We start from the raw sequence: 15,478 nt of genomic DNA, 5'->3' as shown, positions 1-15,478 counted from the left end.
GCCATTCGTCCCTCCGATCGCATCGCCTGAAGCGATCGGGACCTACCCATGGCCCTCTATGCTGACTCCTGATCAACTCAACGGGCTCCGCGCGGGAGGCGGGCGGAGCCGGGATACCCCCGGTGTGCCCCAGGCCCTCCCCCGAAAGTCCGGATACCGCATCAGGGTCGTACTACTCAGGTCTGAGATGAAGACCATTCGTCGCGGTGATCTCAATCAAGGACCCGGCGGCAAAGATAGGTAGCATGGCTCAATCCGCCCCCCCAGCGGCCCGCAGAAGCGAGGCCGGCGCCACCGGAATGCGGCGCCGGGTCATCACCGCGCCCCCGGTCTGGCGTGAGCTCCTGCTGGTCGTCCTGTTCTACACCGGCTATACGCTGACGCGGATCGTCCTGGTTCAGGACGGCACCGGGCCGGCGTTCGCGCACGCCGACGAGATCCTGCGCGCCGAGCGCTTCCTGGGGCTGGACATCGAGCTGCACCTCAACCAGACGCTGCTGACCGTGCCGTGGCTGGCGCGGACCGCGAACGTCTTCTACGCCACGATGCACTTCATCGTGACGCTCGCCATCGTCGTGTGGCTGTACCGCTACCGGCCGCAGCACTACCGGTGGCTCCGCACGTCCATCATGATCGCCACCGGGGTGGCGCTGATCGGCTTCTGGCTGTACCCGCTGGCGCCGCCGAGGTTCCTGCACAGCGAGGGCTTCGTCGACCCGGTGACCGCGCTGCACTCGCTCGGCCTGTACGCCAGCGACGCGTCCGGGAGCCTGACCAACCAGTACGCGGCCATGCCGTCCATGCACGCCGGGTGGTCGCTGTGGTGCGGGCTGGTGCTGGTCAGGCTGGCGTCGCAGAACTGGGCCAAGCTGCTCGGCGTGCTCTACCCCGCGACCACCGTGATCGTGATCCTGTCCACCGCCAACCACTACGTGCTGGACGCGGTGGCGGGCATGGCGCTCATCGGCGGCACGCTGTGGGTCTCGTGGATCCTCTACACGCGCTGCCCCGCGCCGCTCCTGCTCGCCAGGGCCCGCGTCGCGCACCGGTTCCACCAGCGGTCCGGACGGCGCACGGACCGCTCCGGGGCTCACTCGGCCCCGTAGAACACGCGGTCCACGACGGTGCGCGCGCGGCGGGCGTGCCGGCGGTAGTCCTCCAGGAGGTCGCCCGTGGCGGGGTAGCCGAGGACGCGGGCCACGGAGCTGCGCTCGCGGTGGTGCTCGGTCGGCAGCAGATCGGACGCGCGGCCCCGCACCAGCATGAGCGCTCCCCGGACCCGGGTGGCCATGCACCACGCCTCGGCCAGGATCTCGGCGTCCTCGGCGTCCAGGAGGCGGGTCTCGACCGCGGCGTCCAGCGCGTCCAGCGTGCGGGTGGTGCGCAGGGCCGGGACGTCGTGGGCGTACCGGAGCTGGAGCAGCTGCGCGACCCACTCCACGTCCGCGAGCCCGCCCGGCCCGAGCTTGGTGTGCAGGCGCCGGTCGACGCCGCGCGGGAGCCGCTCGGACTCCATCCGCGCCTTCAGCCGCCGGATCTGCCGGACGGCGTCCTCGCCGATGCCGCCCTCCGGCCAGCGGACGGGGTCGACCAGCGCGCGGAACCGCTCGCACAGCCCCGCATCGCCGATCATCGGGTCGGCGCGCAGCAGCGCCTGCGCCTCCCAGGGCTCCGACCAGCGCGCGTAGTAGGCGGCGTAGGAGGCGAGCGTGCGCACGAGCGGCCCCTGCCGTCCCTCGGGGCGCAGGTTCGGGTCGATCACCAGCGGCGGGTCGGGGGCGGGCAGGGCGAGGAGCCGGCGCAGCTCCTCGGCGACGGCGTGCGCGGCCCGCCCGGCGGCGCCCTCGTCCGCGCCGGGCAGCGGGTCGTGGACGAACATCACGTCGGCGTCGCTGCCGTAGCCGAGCTCGTGCCCGCCGAACCGGCCCATCGCCACGACCGCCATGCGGGTCGGCAGCGGCCCGCGCGACTCCATCTCGATCTTGTTGACGGCGACCTGGAGCGCGGCCTCGACGGTGACGGCCGAGATGCCGGTGAGGGCCTCCCCCGCCTCCCGGACGTCCACGCGGCCGAGCAGGTCGGCGACGGCCACGCGGAACAGCTCGCGGCGCCGCAGCGCCCGCACCACCCCGGCCGCCTCCTCGGCGGGGCGGTCGCCGGCCCCCTCCTTGTGGCGGCGGACGGCGGCGAGCGCCTCCGTGCGCAGCGCCTCGACCGGGCGCGGGGCCAGGCCGGCGTCGCTGCCCAGCAGGGCCACCGCCTCGGGGGCGCGCAGCAGCAGGTCGGTGGCGTAGCGGCTGGAGCCGAGCACCCACGCCATCCGCTCGGCGACGGTCACCTCGTCGCGCAGCAGCCGCAGATACCAGGGCGTGGTCCCGAGGGCGTCGCTGACCTGCCGGAACCCGAGCAGGCCCGCGTCGGGGTCGGGGGCGTCGGCGAACCAGCCGAGCATGACCGGCAGCAGCGTCCGCTGGATCGCGGCCCGCCGCGACACGCCCGCGGTCAGCGCCTCGATGTGCCGCAGCGCGCCCGCCGGGTCGGCGTACCCGAGCGCCTCCAGCCGGACCCGGGCCGCCTCCGGCGTGAGCCGGGCCTCCTCCCCGGGCAGCCGCGCGACGGCCCGCAGCAGCGGACGGTAGAACAGCTTCTCGTGGATGCGGCGGACCTCCCGGGCGTGCCGCCGCCACAGCGCGGTGAACTCCCCCACCGGGTCGGTGCGCAGGCCGAGGGCGCGGCCGAGGCGGCGCAGGCCGGCCTCGTCGTCCGGGACGAGGTGGGTGCGGCGCAGCCGGTGCAGCTGGACGAGGTGCTCCACGCGCCGCAGGAACCGGTACGCCGACGCCAGCGCCGCCGCGTCGTCGCGGGCGACGTAGCCGCCCCGGGACAGGTCGGCCAGGGCGTCCAGCGTGGTGGGGCTGCGGAGCGTCTCGTCGGCGCGGCCGTGGACGAGCTGGAGCAGCTGCACCGCGAACTCGACGTCGCGCAGCCCGCCCGGGCCGAGCTTGAGCTGCCGCTCGGAGTCGGCGGTGCGCTGGTTCAGGTCGGCCTCGACGCGGCGCCGCATGTCCTGGACGTCCTCGACGAAGCTCTCGCCCTCGGCCGCCTTCCACACGATCGGGGTGATCGTGTGGAGGTAGCGGGCGCCGAGGCCGGCGTCGCCCGCGACGGGACGGGCCTTCAGCAGCGCCTGGAACTCCCACGTCTTGGCCCACCGCTCGTAGTAGGCGCGGTGGCTGGCGAGCGTCCGCACCAGCGGCCCGGACCTGCCCTCGGGGCGCAGCGCCGCGTCGACCTCCCACAGCGCGCCCTCCTCGGTCGTGGCCGAGCAGGCCCGCATCATCGCCGACGCCAGCCGGGTGGCGGTGCGCAGCGCGGCGTCCTCGTCCCGCCCCTCGCCGGTCCCGCCGGCGTCCCGCGCCTCCGCCACGAAGACCACGTCGACGTCGCTGACGTAGTTGAGCTCGCGGCCCCCGCACTTGCCCATGCCGATCACGGCGAGCCGGCACGCCTCGTGCCCGGGGACCTCGGCGCGGGCGATCGCGAGGCCGGCCTCCAGCGCGGCGGCGGCGAGGTCGGCCAGTTCGGCGGCGACCTCGGCGACGTCCGCCGCGCCGATCAGGTCGCGTCCCGCCAGCGCCAGGAGGCGGCGGCGGTAGGCGACGCGCAGCGCGACGAGCGCGTCGCCGGCGAGGGCCACCGGCTCCGGCGCCGCCGGATCGGCGCCCACGGCGGCCAGCAGGTCGGCGCGGGGGCTCGCGAGCGGGCCGGCGGCGCCGTCGCGCAGCACGCGCCAGTGGCCGGGGTGCCGCGCCAGGTGGTCGCCGAGTGCCGCGCTCACCCCGAGCACCGCGGTCAGCCGCTCCCGCGTCCCCGGCTCGCCGGCCAGCGCCGCGCGCAGTTCGCCGCCGGCGGCGGGGAGCAGGCGCAGCAGGCCGTCCAGGGCGAGGTCGGGGTCGGCGGTGGCGCCGAGGGCGTCGAGCAGCCGGTCACCGGGTCCGGCGCCGTCCCGCTCGGCCTCCGCGAGCAGCCGCTCCGCCCGCGCGGCGTGGGTGAACCCGAGCCGCGCCAGGCGTCCGGCGAGCGAGGGACGGCGGTCGGAGGTCCAGGACTCGGTCACAGGACCAACCGTAATCCGGTGCGGGCCTCAGAGGACGGCCAGCAGCCGCTTCCGCTCGAATTCGGTCACCTGGCGGCGGTAGTCCTCCCACTCCTGGCGCTTGTTGCGCAGGAAGAAGTCGAAGACGTGCTCGCCGAGGACGTCGGCCATCAGCTCGCTGCGCTCCATGGCGCGGATGGCCTCGTCCAGGTTCTGCGGCAGCGGCTCGATGCCGAGGGCGCGCCGCTCGGCCACGGTGAGGGCCCAGACGTCGTCCTCGGCGCCCGGCGGCAGCTCGTAGCCCTCCTCGATCCCCTTGAGCCCGGCGCCGAGGATCGCCGCGAACGCGAGGTAGGGGTTGGCGGCGGTGTCCAGCGACCGGAACTCGATGCGGGTCGAGTGGCCCTTGTGCGGCTTGTACATGGGGACGCGGACCAGCGCGGACCGGTTGTTGTGCCCCCAGCAGATGTAGGACGGGGCCTCTCCCCCCAGGCCCGCCGCGGAGCCGACATTGCCCCACAGCCGCTTGTAGGAGTTGACCCACTGGTTGCACACGGCGGTGATCTCCGCGGAGTGCCGCAGCAGCCCGGCGATGAACGCCCGCCCCACCTTGGACAGCTTGAACTCCGCGCCCGGCTCGTAGAAGGCGTTGCGGTCGCCCTCGAAAAGCGACATGTGGGTGTGCATGCCCGAGCCGGGGTGCTCGGTGAACGGCTTCGGCATGAAGGACGCGTGCACGCCCTGCTCCAGCGCGACCTCCTTCATCACGAGCCGGAACGTCATGATGTTGTCGGCGGTGGTGAGCGCGTCGGCGTACCGCAGGTCGATCTCCTGCTGGCCGGGGGCGCCCTCGTGGTGGCTGTACTCCACCGAGATCCCCATCGCCTCCAGCATCGTGATGGCGTTGCGCCGGAAGTCGTGCGCGGCGCTGTGCGGGGTGTGGTCGAAGTAGCCGCCTGCGTCCGCCGGCTCCGGCTCGCGGCCGTCCTCGGGCTTGTCGTTGAAGAGGAAGAACTCGATCTCGGGGTGGGTGTAGAAGGTGAACCCGAGGTCGGCGGCCCGCGCCAGGGAGCGCTTGAGGACGTAGCGGGGGTCGGCGAAGCTCGGCTCCCCGTCCGGCATGAGGATGTCGCAGAACATGCGGCCGACGCCCGGGGACTCCGACCGCCAGGGCAGCACCTGGAAGGTGGACGGGTCCGGTTTGGCGATCATGTCGGCCTCGTAGACCCGGGCGAAGCCCTCGATCGCCGAGCCGTCGAAGCCGATGCCCTCGCCGAAGGCGCCCTCGAGCTCGGCGGGGGCGACGGCCACCGACTTCAGGAACCCGAGCACGTCGGTGAACCACAGCCGGATGAAGCGGATGTCGCGCTCCTCCAGTGTGCGGAGCACGAACTCCTGCTGACGGTCCAATGCCCTCTCCCTCGGTACTGCCCTGTCGGCGAGACTGCGTTGTCGACGACGCGGGCCCGGCATGCCGGCCGCGCTGAGCCGGTCCGGCTGTATCTGCAGTATGCCCGGACGCTGTTACCGCGACGTTACGCGTCCGGGGCCGGTGATCGGAACATATCCGACCCCGGAGCGTCCTCGATCCGCGCGGCGGCCGGGTCCAGGACGCGCGAAAGGAAGGTCCTGGTCCGCTCGTGCGCGGGCGCCCCGATCACCTGGGCGGGCGGGCCCTCCTCCACGACCACGCCGCCGTCCATGAACACCACCCGGTCGGCCACCTCCCGGGCGAAGCTCATCTCGTGGGTGACGACGAGCATCGTCATCCCCGCCTCCGCGAGGCCGCGCATGACGCCGAGGACGTCCCCGACCAGCTCGGGGTCCAGCGCGGACGTCGGCTCGTCGAACAGCATCACCTCCGGGCCCATCGCGAGCGCGCGGGCGATGGCCACGCGCTGCTGCTGCCCGCCCGACAGCTGCGCCGGGTAGGCGCCGAACTTGTCGGCCAGCCCGACCCGCTCCAGGTTCACCCGGGCGATCCGCTCGGCCTCCGCCCTGCCCCGCTTCAGCACCTTCCGCTGGGCGATCATGACGTTGCCGAGGGCGGTCAGGTGCGGGAACAGGTTGAACGACTGGAAGACCATGCCGATCCGGCGGCGGACGGCGTCGATGTCGACCTCGGGGCCCGTGACGTCGGCGCCCGCGACCCGGACCGTCCCGGCGGAGGGCTCCTCCAGCAGGTTGACGCAGCGCAGCAGCGTCGACTTGCCCGACCCGGACGGGCCGATCACGCAGACGACCTCGCCGGCCTCGACGCGGAAGTCGATGCCGCGCAGCACCTCGTTCGCCCCGAACGACTTGTGCAGGCCGCCGATCTCGATGGCCGCCGGGTTCCCGGTGTCCTTGACGAGGCTCGTCATCGCCGCCCCCTGCGCTGCCGCGCCTCCAGCCGCCGGGCCAGCAGGCTCAGCGGGATCGTGATGAGCAGATAGCAGATCCCCGCCACGATGATCGGGGTGGTGTTGCCCTGCTCGCCCGCGAGGTCGCGGCCGAACTTCGTGAGCTCCCGCTGCTCGAGCGTGATGCCGAGGAACAGCACCAGCGAGGAGTCCTTGCACAGCAGCACCAGCTCGTTGGTGAGCGGCGGGATGATGATCCGGAACGCCTGCGGGATGATGATCGAGCGCATCGCGCGGGTGTGCGACATGCCGAGCGACCGCGCCGCCTCCAGCTGCCCCTTCGGGACGGCCTCGATCCCGGCCCGGATCGTCTCGGCCATGTAGGCGGTCGCGGCCAGGCCGAGGGCCAGCCCCGCCTGCCCGGCGGCGCCGCCGGGGATGTTGGTGCCCGGGAAGGCCAGCGGCACGCCGACGCCCACGAAGATGAAGATCAGCAGGAGCGGCAGGCCGCGGAAGATCTCGATGTAGGCGGTGGCGAACCACCGGTACGGGGGGACCGACGACAGCCGCATCAGCGCGACGGCCAGCCCGCCGCCGAGGCCGATCCCGAACCCGACCGCGGTGTAGACGGCGGTGTTGCGCAGCCCGACCGTGATGATGTCGGGGAACAGGCTCTTGGCGACGTCCCAGTTGGCGAAGTTGAGCCGCAGGGTGCCCCAGTCGGCGAGCGCCAGCAGCAGCACCACGACGACCGCGAAGATCCCGTACTGGCCGCCGAGGGAGAGCTGCCGGCGGCGCCGGCGGGACAGCCCGCCCGGCGCCGCCGCACCGGCCGGTTCGGCGGTCACGAGCCGCCGCCGGCGCTGGGCGGCATCGGACCGATCCACTTCTCGTAGATCCGCTTGTAGGAGCCGTCCGCCTTGGCCTTCGCGATCACGTCATTGGTGATCTTCACCAGCTCGGGGTTGTGGCCCTTGCGCATCCAGAACCCGTACTGCTCGCCGGTGTTCAGGTTCGCGGCGATCTCGAAGCCGGCGTTCGCCGGGTCCTTCAGCCAGCCCTTGACGACCGGGTCGTCCTGCACGATCACGTCCACCTGGCCGGTGCGCAGCCCGTTCAGCTCGGCGTTGGAGTTGTCGAACGAGCGCGGGTCGAAGCCCTTGCCCTTGACGAAGTCCTCACCGGTCGTGCTCGCCTGCGAGCCGAGCTTGAGCTTCCTGGCCTTGACGTCGTCGAGCGTGGTGACGCCGCTGCCCTTCTTCGCCATCAGCGACTGCGTGGCGTCGAAGTAGGGGGCGGAGACGTCCATGAACTTCACCCGGTCGGGCTTGATCGTCATGCCGCCCATCTGGATGTCGCACTTGCCGGCGTTCAGCGCCGAACCCGTCTTCATCGTCTCGAAGGGGGTGTCGACGATCTTCTGGGTGACGCCGAGCCGCTTGGCGACGAGGTCGATCAGCTCGACGTCGAAGCCCACGACCTTGCCCGACTTCTTGTCCTCCGACTGGAAGGGCGGGTAGGGCAGGTGCGTGCACGAGGTGAGCGCGCCCTTCTCGATGAGCTTCACGCCCTGCACCGTCGCGCCCTTGTCGCCGCCGCACGCCGACACCGTCAGCGCCAGGGCCGCGAGCCCCGCGCCGAAGGCGCGGCGCGTCGTCCGTCTCGACACGTTTCCTCCTGATCGTGCTCGCTTCCGATCACCGCACTATCGCACGTCCGCCCGGGTGGGGGCAGGGGTGGGAGGCTGACTCGCCCATGACCGTCCCCGGATATCCGTTTCCCGGAAATTGACGTGGCGATCATGGTCGTCCGGCAAGGTGATCGTTAGCGTGGATCGCGTCGTGGACATCTCACTTCTTCTCTCGATGACCGACCGGGTGACCGCGCTGGCCGCCCCGTCGGCCATGCACCCGGAGTCGTGGCAGCTGTGCGCGCAGGTGGAGGCCTGGGCACGCGGCCGCGGGCTGGTGCTCGGAGATCCGGACACCTCCCCGCTCGGCCGGGCGCGCTGCGAGCGGCTGGCCGCCCGCGTGCTGCCGTCCGCCGACCTGGCCGCCGTGGACCTGTTCGCCCGCTGGCTGACCTGGACCCTCGCGCTGGACGACACGCTGGACCACCCGCCGCTCGCCGACAGCGGCAGCGCCGTGCACGCGCTGTACGACGACCTGCTGCGCGCGATGCGGCGCGGCCACGCCCGGCCCGGCGCCCGGCCGCTGGAGGCGGCTCTGGTGGAGCTGTGGCAGGCCACGTCCAAGGACATGAGCCGCGACTGGCGCCGCCGGTTCATGCTGCACCTGGAGGCGCACCGCGACGGCTGCGCCGAGGAGGCCGTCAACCGGCGGATCAGCCACGTCCCGACCGAGCAGGAGTACCCGGCGCTGCGCCGCCGGGCGTGCGGCCCGTTCCTGTTCGACCTGGTCGAGGCCGTCCTCGGCGTCGAGCTGCCGTCGCGGCTGCTGCGCACGCCCCGCTGGAAGACCCTCGCCGACGGCGTCGCCGACGTGGTCGCGTGGGCCAACGACCTCGCCTCGCACGACCTGGAGGCCGCGCGCGGCGACGTGCACGACCTGCCCTCCGTCCTCGCCAGGGCGCACGGGGTGGACGAGGCGCGGGCGGCCCACCTGGTCGCCGACCGGATCGCCGACCGGCTGGAGGAGGCGTGGACGGCGGCGCGCAGGCTGCCGGAGATGCTCGACCGGCTGGACCTGACGGTCGCGCAGCGCGCCGCCGCCGCGCAGGTCGTCAAGGTCCTGCTGGACACGCCGCGCGCGCACATGGACTGGCTCGCCGAGTCCGGCCGCTACGGACCTGGCGCCTCCCCCGTCCCGCCGCGCCTGGACGCGCTCGCGTCGCTGCGCTGAGCGCCGGCGAGGGCGTCCCCGGCCGGCGTCCGGACGTAGAGGACGCGGCGGCCCATGCGGTGCCCGGTGACGAGGCCGCAGGCGCGCAGGACGCCCAGATGCTGGCTGACGGCCCCCGCGGTGACGCCCGTCCGCCTGGCGAGGTCGGTGGTGGACGCGGGCGTGGCGAGGGCCGTGAGCAGCTCGGCGCGGCGGCGTCCCATCAGCGCGGCCAGGGCGGCGGCGCGCGGCTCGTCCGGCGGCCCGGTCTCCCACAGCGTCGCCGCGCCGCGCGGCGGGTAGCTGACCATCGGCTGGTAGGGCGGCACCATCACCGACACGTTCGGCCACACGTACGCGCTCGGGACGAGCAGGATGCCGCGCCCGGCGAGCTCGCCGCGGAAGTGCCAGTGGCGGTCGACGGAAAGCGTCCCGGCACGCCAGGAGACCGCCTCGTGCAGGTCGCCGAACACGCCCGCGGCGCCCTCGGCGGCGAGCGCGGCGCTGCGGCGCAGGACCTCCCCCTCCAGCAGGTCGCGGATGCGCGGCCAGAACGGCTCCACGGCCACCTCCCAGTACCGTTCGAGCAGGTCGGCGAGGTCGTCCCGGGTGCGTTCGGGGTCGGCGGCCATGGCGCGGCGGGTGGGCCGGGGCGGGGCGCCGGGCGCGGCCCGGCTGAGCTCGGCGGCGACGACCTCGGGCGGCGTGGCGCGGACGGTCGCGATCTCCGCGCCGAGGTCGGGAAGCGGCGTGCGCGGCGGCGGGGTGAGGAAGTCCGGGATGTACCCGGCGGGCAGGACGACGTCCAGCAGCGGCTCGAAGCCGAGACCGCGCAGGCGGGGCCGGACGGTGCGCACCCACGGCAGGTGGAGCGCGTGGCCGGACGGGTCGGCGAGCACCCGCAGGCTGCGCACCATCTCCCACAGCGGCGAGAACGCGAACCGGACCCGCGCCACGTCGTCCGGCGCGAGCACGAACTCGATCATTTAGCCCAGGCTAAATGATTATCTCGGAGCGCGGGCCGCCTCCACCATCGTCAACGTGACCCTTCTGGAAGAACCTCCCGTCGGTCCCGCTCCCGGCAGGTTCGCGGCTTTCCTCCGCCCCCGGGTGGGCGGCTTCCCCCGGCCCTTCTGGGTGCTGTGGGCGGGCACCCTGCTCAACCGCCTCGGGACCATGGTCGAGCCGTTCCTCGGCCTCTACCTGACGACCATGCGCGGACTGTCGCTCGCCCAGGCCGGCGTGACGATGGCCGTGCTCGGCGCGGGCTCGCTCGCCGGGCAGCTCGCGGGCGGCATGCTCGCCGACCGCATCGGCCGCCGCGCGACGCTGACGCTCGCGACCGTCGGCACCGGCGCGGCCATGCTCGCGCTCGGCTACGCCCAGGGCCTCGCCGCGATCCTCGCGGCCGCGCTGGTGCTCGGCCTGCTCCTGGACATGTACCGGCCCGCCGCCCAGGCGATGGTGGCCGACATCATCTCCCCGGCCGAGCGCCCGCGCGCGTTCGGGCTGCTGTTCTGGGCGATCAACCTCGGCTGGGCCTTCGCCATGGTGCTCGGCGGCACGCTCGCGCAGCAGGGCTTCCTGTGGCTGTTCTGGATCGACGCCCTCACCTGCGCGGCGTTCGGCCTGCTCGTGTGGCGCGCGATCCCGGAGACGCGGACCCGCGAGGCCCGCGCCGAGCGGGCGGGCGGGTTCGGCCGCGTGCTGCGCGACCGGGTCATGGTCGGCTACGTCCTGGTCACCCTCTTCTACACGTTCGTGCTCATGCAGGGCATGACGACGATGCCGCTCGCCATGAAGGAGGACGGGCTCGGCCCGCGGTCCTACGGCCTGGCGATCGCGGCGAACGGCGCGCTGATCATCATCGTCCAGCCGCTGGTGAACGCGTGGCTGGCGCGGCGCGACCACAGCCTGGTGCTGGCGGCGGGCTTCGCGCTGGTCGGGGCCGGGTACGGGCTCACCTCGCTCGCCTCGTCCGTCGCCGCCTACACCGCGACGATCCTGGTGTGGACGCTCGGCGAGATCATCGCCGCGTCCGTGCTGCAGGCCGTGGTCGCCGACCTCGCGCCCGCCGACCTGCGCGGCCGGTACGGCGGCCTGTACGGGATGGCGTGGTCGGGCGGCTTCCTGCTGGCGCCCCTCGGCGGCACCCAGCTGCTCGGCGCCGGAGGGGCGCCGGCACTGTGGCTGACCTGCGCGGGTCTCGCCCTGGCCGCCGCCGCGGCGCAGCTCGCGCTCGCCCCCGCGATCCGGCGGCGGCGCGCCGCCGCGCTCGCCGCCGACTTCTCGTCACAGTGACGAAACTGGACCGGACGCTCTACCCTTGGACCGTGGCACAACTCAGGCTCGCGCTCGCGCAGGTGAACTCGACCGTCGGCGACCTCGACGGCAACGCCGACCAGATCGTGACGTGGACGCGCCGCGCCGCCGAGGCGGGCGCGCACCTCGTCGCATTCCCGGAGATGATGCTGACCGGCTACCCCGTGGAGGACCTCGCGCTGCGCGCGTCCTTCGTGGAGGCGTCCCGCGCCACCCTCCGGCGCCTCGCCCGCCGGCTCGCCGACGAGGGCCTCGGCGACCTTCCCGTCGTCACCGGCTACCTCGACCGCCCGCCGGCCGGCGCGGCCCGCTCCGGCCGGACCGGCCGCCTGCCGCTGAACGCGGCCGCGTGGCTGCACGGCGGCGAGGTGCTCGTCCGCTCCGCCAAGCACCACCTGCCCAACTACGGCGTGTTCGACGAGTACCGGATCTTCGCGCGCGGCGACCGGCTGCCGGTCGTCCGGCTGCACGGCGTGGACGTCGCCACCGCCATCTGCGAGGACCTCTGGCAGGACGGCGGCCCGGTCAGCGTCACCGGCGCCTCGGGCGCCGGGCTGCTGCTGGTGATCAACGCCTCCCCCTACGAGCGCGACAAGGACGACGTCCGCCTCGAGCTGTGCGCCGGCCGCGCCCGCGAGGCCGGCTGCGCGCTCGCCTACGTCAACCTGGTCGGCGGCCAGGACGAGCTCGTCTTCGACGGCGACTCGCTCATCGTCGGCCCGGACGGCTCGCCGCTGTCGCGCGCCCCCCAGTTCGTCGAGCACCTCCTCGTCACCGACCTCGACCTGCCGGCCGCCGGCCCCGCCGCCGACGAGGCCCCGGCCCGCGTCGACGCCCGGGACGGCAGCACCATCACCATCGACCGGCACGTCCTGTCCGCCGACCCGCTGCCCGCCTACCCCGCCGAGCCGCGGACGGTCGCGCCGCCCCTGGAGGACCTCGCCGAGGTGTACGCGGCGCTCGTCCTCGGCACCCGCGACTACGTCCGCAAGAACGGCTTCCGCTCCGTCGTGCTCGGCCTGTCCGGCGGCATCGACTCGGCGCTCGTCGCCACGATCGCCTCCGACGCCATCGGCCCGGAGAACGTGCACGCCGTCCTGCTGCCGAGCCGCTACTCCTCGGAGGGCTCCGTCGTGGACGCCGAGGAACTCGTCAAGCGGCAGGGCGTCAACTCGCGCATCGTCCCCATCGCCGACATGGTGGAGGCGTTCGAGGAGCAGCTCGACCTGCACGGCCTCGCCGCCGAGAACCTCCAGGCCCGCATCCGCGCCAACGTGTGGATGGCCCTGTCCAACGAGGACGGGCACCTCGTCCTCACCGGCGGCAACAAGAGCGAGCTGGCGACCGGCTACTCCACGCTCTACGGCGACTCCGCGGGAGGCTTCGGCCCCATCAAGGACGTCTTCAAGCTCACCGTCTGGGACCTCGCCCGCTGGCGCAACGCCCAGGCGGGCAAGGACTCGCCGCTCCTGCACCCCTTCGCGCAGGAGCCCATCCCCGAGGCCATCATCGTCAAGGAGCCGTCCGCCGAGCTGCGCCCCGGCCAGCGCGACCGCGACAGCCTCCCCGACTACGCCCTCCTGGACCCGATCCTCACCGACTACGTCGAGCGCGACATGGGGCGCGACGCCCTGGTCGAGGCCGGCCACGACCCGGCCCTGGTCGAGCGCGCCATCCGCCTCGTCGACATCGCCGAGTACAAGCGCCGGCAGTACCCGCCCGGCCCCAAGATCACGCCCAAGAACTTCGGCCGCGACCGCCGCCTCCCCATCACCAACCGCTGGCGCGAACCAGCCCAGGGGTAGCGACCCCCCTGGGAAGACACTCCTACTCGCGGTGGTGGAGTTCGCCTGGCCAGGCTTCCTCGGGCCAGGCGGGGACCTGTTCCGAGGCGTCGGGGTCGACGCCGGGGACGATCTGCTCGCACCAGACGACCTTGCCCGCGGCGGTGCGGCGGCTGCCCCAGCGGTGGGCGAGCTGGCTGACGACCAGGAGGCCTCGGCCGTTCTCGTCGTCGTCCTCGGCGCGGCGCAGGCGCGGCAGGGCGGCGGAGCGGTCCAGGACCTCCAGGACGAGGGTGCGCTCCAGCAGGAGGCGCAGCTCGATCGGGCCGTGGGCGTAGCGGAGCGCGTTGGTGATCAGCTCGGACGCCAGCAGCTCGGTGGTGTAGTCGAGGTCCTGGAGGTCCCATTCCGCCAGGCGGGTGCTGACGAGGCCGCGGGCGCGGCGGACGGCGGCCGGGTCGGCGGGCAGCGTCCACGAGGAGTACTGCTCCTGCGGGAGGCGGCGCAGCCGGGCGATCAGGACGGCGATGTCGTCGCGGTGCTGGTCGGCGTAGACGCCCGCGAGGGTCGTCTTGGCGAGGTCCTCCATGGAGCGGTCGACCGAGTCGCGGCCGAAGATCTTCTGGAGGCGGGCGAGGCCGTCGTCGATGTCGCGGCCCCGGTTCTCGACCAGGCCGTCGGTGTAGATCACGAAGAGGCTGCCGTCCTCGACGGCGAACTCGCGGCTCTCGATGGCCGAGCCGCCCGAGACGCCGAGCGGCGGAGCCGGCGGCACCTCCAGGTACTCGTTGTCGCCGGTCGGACTCGCCAGCAGCGGCGGCAGGTGCCCGGCGGAGGCGATCTCGATGGTGCCGGTGGTCGCGTCGTACACCGCGTAGACGCAGGTGGCGAAGTGCGGCTCCTGCTCGCCCAGCTCGATCATCAGCTCGTGCATGACGTGCAGGGCGTCGGCGGGCGGCAGCTCCAGGTTCGCGAGCGTGTGCAGGGCGGTGCGCAGCCGCCCCATGGTGACGGCGGCGCGGACGCCGTGCCCGGCGACGTCCCCGACGATCAGGGCGACGCGGGCGCCGGGCAGCGCGATCGACTCGTACCAGTCGCCGCCGACCTCGACCAGCTTGCTGCCCGGCAGGTAGCGGTGCCGGACCTCGACCGAGGACGGCGCGGACAGGCGCATCGGCAGCAGGCTGCGCTGCAGCGCGAGCGCGGTGGCCCGCTCCCGGCTGTAGCGCCGGGCGTTGTCGATCACGATGGCGGCGCGGGCGGCGAACTCCATGCCGATCTCGACGTCGTAGGCGTCGAACTTGCGGAAGCCGGGGACGCGGGTGCAGGCGATGAAGCCGAGCAGCGTGTCGCGGGCGATCATCGGCAGCAGCACCATCGACACGTCCGACAGCAGCTCGCCCGCCGGGCCGCGCCGCCACAGCCGGCCGATCTCGCTCGCGCGGCTCACCTCGATGTGCGGCAGGTGGACGGGCCGGGCGGTCTCCATGACCTGCCGGTACGGGGTGCCCTCCGGGAAGACGAGGACCTCGCCGACGGGGAACGTGGACGTCCAGGCCGGGTTTCCGTCGTCGGAGGTGACCGCGATGCGGCGCAGCACCGCCGAGCCGGACTCGGCGTGCACCTCGTCGGCGGCGACCAGGCTCTCCAGCACCAGCACCGACGCGACGTTGCAGAAGTGCGGGACGACGACGTCGACGAGGCCGCGGGCGGACTGGTCGAGGTCGAGCGTCGCGCCGAACCGGGTGAGCGGGTCGTCCATCAGGGCGCGCCGCATGAGGGCCGGGTCCTGGTAGCGCTCGCTCGGCGGCAGCTCGACGCGGATGAACAGCAGCGCGGCGGGCGCCGCGCCCGCGACGCCGCCGAGCATCGGCTGCACGGTGACCAGGGCGTCGGCGGGGGCGCCGCCGTCGCCGCGCAGCACGCCCATCACGCCGTTGCGCTCCTGCCCGCCGCCGTTGGCCTCAAGGAGCGTCTCCAGCTCGGCCTTCGCCTCGTCGCCGACCAGGTCGGTGGCGGGGCGGCCGATCAGCTCCTGGGGGGCACGGCCGAGGACGGCCTTGGCATTCGGGCCGCACTGCACGATGTGCCGAG

At 73.7% G+C, this 15,478-nt stretch carries 11 protein-coding genes; 4 read left to right on the top strand and 7 right to left on the bottom strand.

Annotated features, from left to right (window positions below):
• Positions 1 to 245 precede the first annotated feature (245 nt).
• The gene (locus tag BKA00_RS02625) at positions 246 to 1,106 is read left to right on the top strand and encodes a phosphatase PAP2 family protein (RefSeq protein WP_230298499.1); all 861 of its coding nucleotides are present in this window, start codon (positions 246 to 248) and stop codon (positions 1,104 to 1,106) included.
• On the opposite strand, the gene BKA00_RS02620 is transcribed toward BKA00_RS02625, so the two are convergent.
• The 5 genes from BKA00_RS02620 to BKA00_RS02600 form a co-directional block, all read right to left on the bottom strand.
• On the bottom strand, positions 1,091 to 4,117 hold the full coding sequence (locus BKA00_RS02620) for a bifunctional [glutamine synthetase] adenylyltransferase/[glutamine synthetase]-adenylyl-L-tyrosine phosphorylase (protein ID WP_185023402.1): 3,027 nt from the start codon (positions 4,115 to 4,117) through the stop codon (positions 1,091 to 1,093). The two genes, BKA00_RS02625 and BKA00_RS02620, sit on opposite strands and share 16 nt — an antisense overlap.
• A gap of 27 nt (positions 4,118 to 4,144) precedes the next feature.
• Positions 4,145 to 5,506: a glutamine synthetase family protein gene (locus BKA00_RS02615; protein ID WP_185023401.1), complete on the bottom strand. Its 1,362-nt coding sequence runs from the start codon at positions 5,504 to 5,506 to the stop codon at positions 4,145 to 4,147.
• A gap of 125 nt (positions 5,507 to 5,631) precedes the next feature.
• Positions 5,632 to 6,459, bottom strand: coding sequence for an amino acid ABC transporter ATP-binding protein (locus BKA00_RS02610; RefSeq protein WP_185023400.1), 828 nt, complete (start codon positions 6,457 to 6,459; stop codon positions 5,632 to 5,634).
• The gene (locus tag BKA00_RS02605) at positions 6,456 to 7,325 is read right to left on the bottom strand and encodes an ABC transporter permease subunit (RefSeq protein WP_230298500.1); all 870 of its coding nucleotides are present in this window, start codon (positions 7,323 to 7,325) and stop codon (positions 6,456 to 6,458) included. The genes BKA00_RS02610 and BKA00_RS02605 overlap by 4 nt, the downstream gene beginning before the upstream one ends.
• The gene (locus BKA00_RS02600; RefSeq protein WP_185023399.1) at positions 7,283 to 8,107 is read right to left on the bottom strand and encodes a substrate-binding periplasmic protein; all 825 of its coding nucleotides are present in this window, start codon (positions 8,105 to 8,107) and stop codon (positions 7,283 to 7,285) included. The genes BKA00_RS02605 and BKA00_RS02600 overlap by 43 nt, the downstream gene beginning before the upstream one ends.
• 160 nt (positions 8,108 to 8,267) lie before the next feature.
• Here BKA00_RS02600 and BKA00_RS02595 point away from each other — a divergent pair, with 160 nt between their 5' ends.
• Positions 8,268 to 9,299: a terpene synthase family protein gene (locus tag BKA00_RS02595; RefSeq protein ID WP_230298501.1), complete on the top strand. Its 1,032-nt coding sequence runs from the start codon at positions 8,268 to 8,270 to the stop codon at positions 9,297 to 9,299.
• Here BKA00_RS02595 and BKA00_RS02590 read toward each other — a convergent pair.
• Complete coding sequence (locus BKA00_RS02590; protein ID WP_185023398.1) at positions 9,239 to 10,264, bottom strand: ArsR/SmtB family transcription factor; 1,026 nt, start codon at positions 10,262 to 10,264, stop codon at positions 9,239 to 9,241. The genes BKA00_RS02595 and BKA00_RS02590 overlap by 61 nt on opposite strands.
• 55 nt (positions 10,265 to 10,319) lie before the next feature.
• Here BKA00_RS02590 and BKA00_RS02585 point away from each other — a divergent pair, with 55 nt between their 5' ends.
• Together BKA00_RS02585 and BKA00_RS02580 are read left to right on the top strand one after the other, a co-directional pair.
• Positions 10,320 to 11,579, top strand: coding sequence for an MDR family MFS transporter (locus BKA00_RS02585; RefSeq protein ID WP_338072087.1), 1,260 nt, complete (start codon positions 10,320 to 10,322; stop codon positions 11,577 to 11,579).
• A gap of 32 nt (positions 11,580 to 11,611) precedes the next feature.
• Positions 11,612 to 13,405, top strand: coding sequence for an NAD+ synthase (locus BKA00_RS02580; RefSeq protein ID WP_185023397.1), 1,794 nt, complete (start codon positions 11,612 to 11,614; stop codon positions 13,403 to 13,405).
• Between the two features lie 22 nt (positions 13,406 to 13,427).
• Here the strand turns inward: BKA00_RS02580 and BKA00_RS02575 are convergent, their stop codons facing one another.
• Positions 13,428 to 15,467, bottom strand: a complete 2,040-nt coding sequence (locus BKA00_RS02575; RefSeq protein WP_230298502.1) for an ATP-binding SpoIIE family protein phosphatase — start codon at positions 15,465 to 15,467, stop codon at positions 13,428 to 13,430.
• Positions 15,468 to 15,478 lie beyond the last annotated feature (11 nt).

This window comes from Actinomadura coerulea, assembly GCF_014208105.1.
GTDB lineage: Bacteria > Actinomycetota > Actinomycetes > Streptosporangiales > Streptosporangiaceae > Spirillospora > Spirillospora coerulea.
This window is presented reverse-complemented; position numbering and strand designations above follow the sequence as displayed.

Excerpts from the sequence above, each read along its gene's own strand:
- BKA00_RS02625 (WP_230298499.1), top strand. The coding sequence starts at position 246 with ATGGCTCAATCCGCCCCCCCAGCGGCCCGCAGAAGCGAGGCCGGCGCC.
- BKA00_RS02590 (WP_185023398.1), bottom strand. The coding sequence starts at position 10,264 with ATGATCGAGTTCGTGCTCGCGCCGGACGACGTGGCGCGGGTCCGGTTC.
- BKA00_RS02610 (WP_185023400.1), bottom strand. The coding sequence starts at position 6,459 with ATGACGAGCCTCGTCAAGGACACCGGGAACCCGGCGGCCATCGAGATC.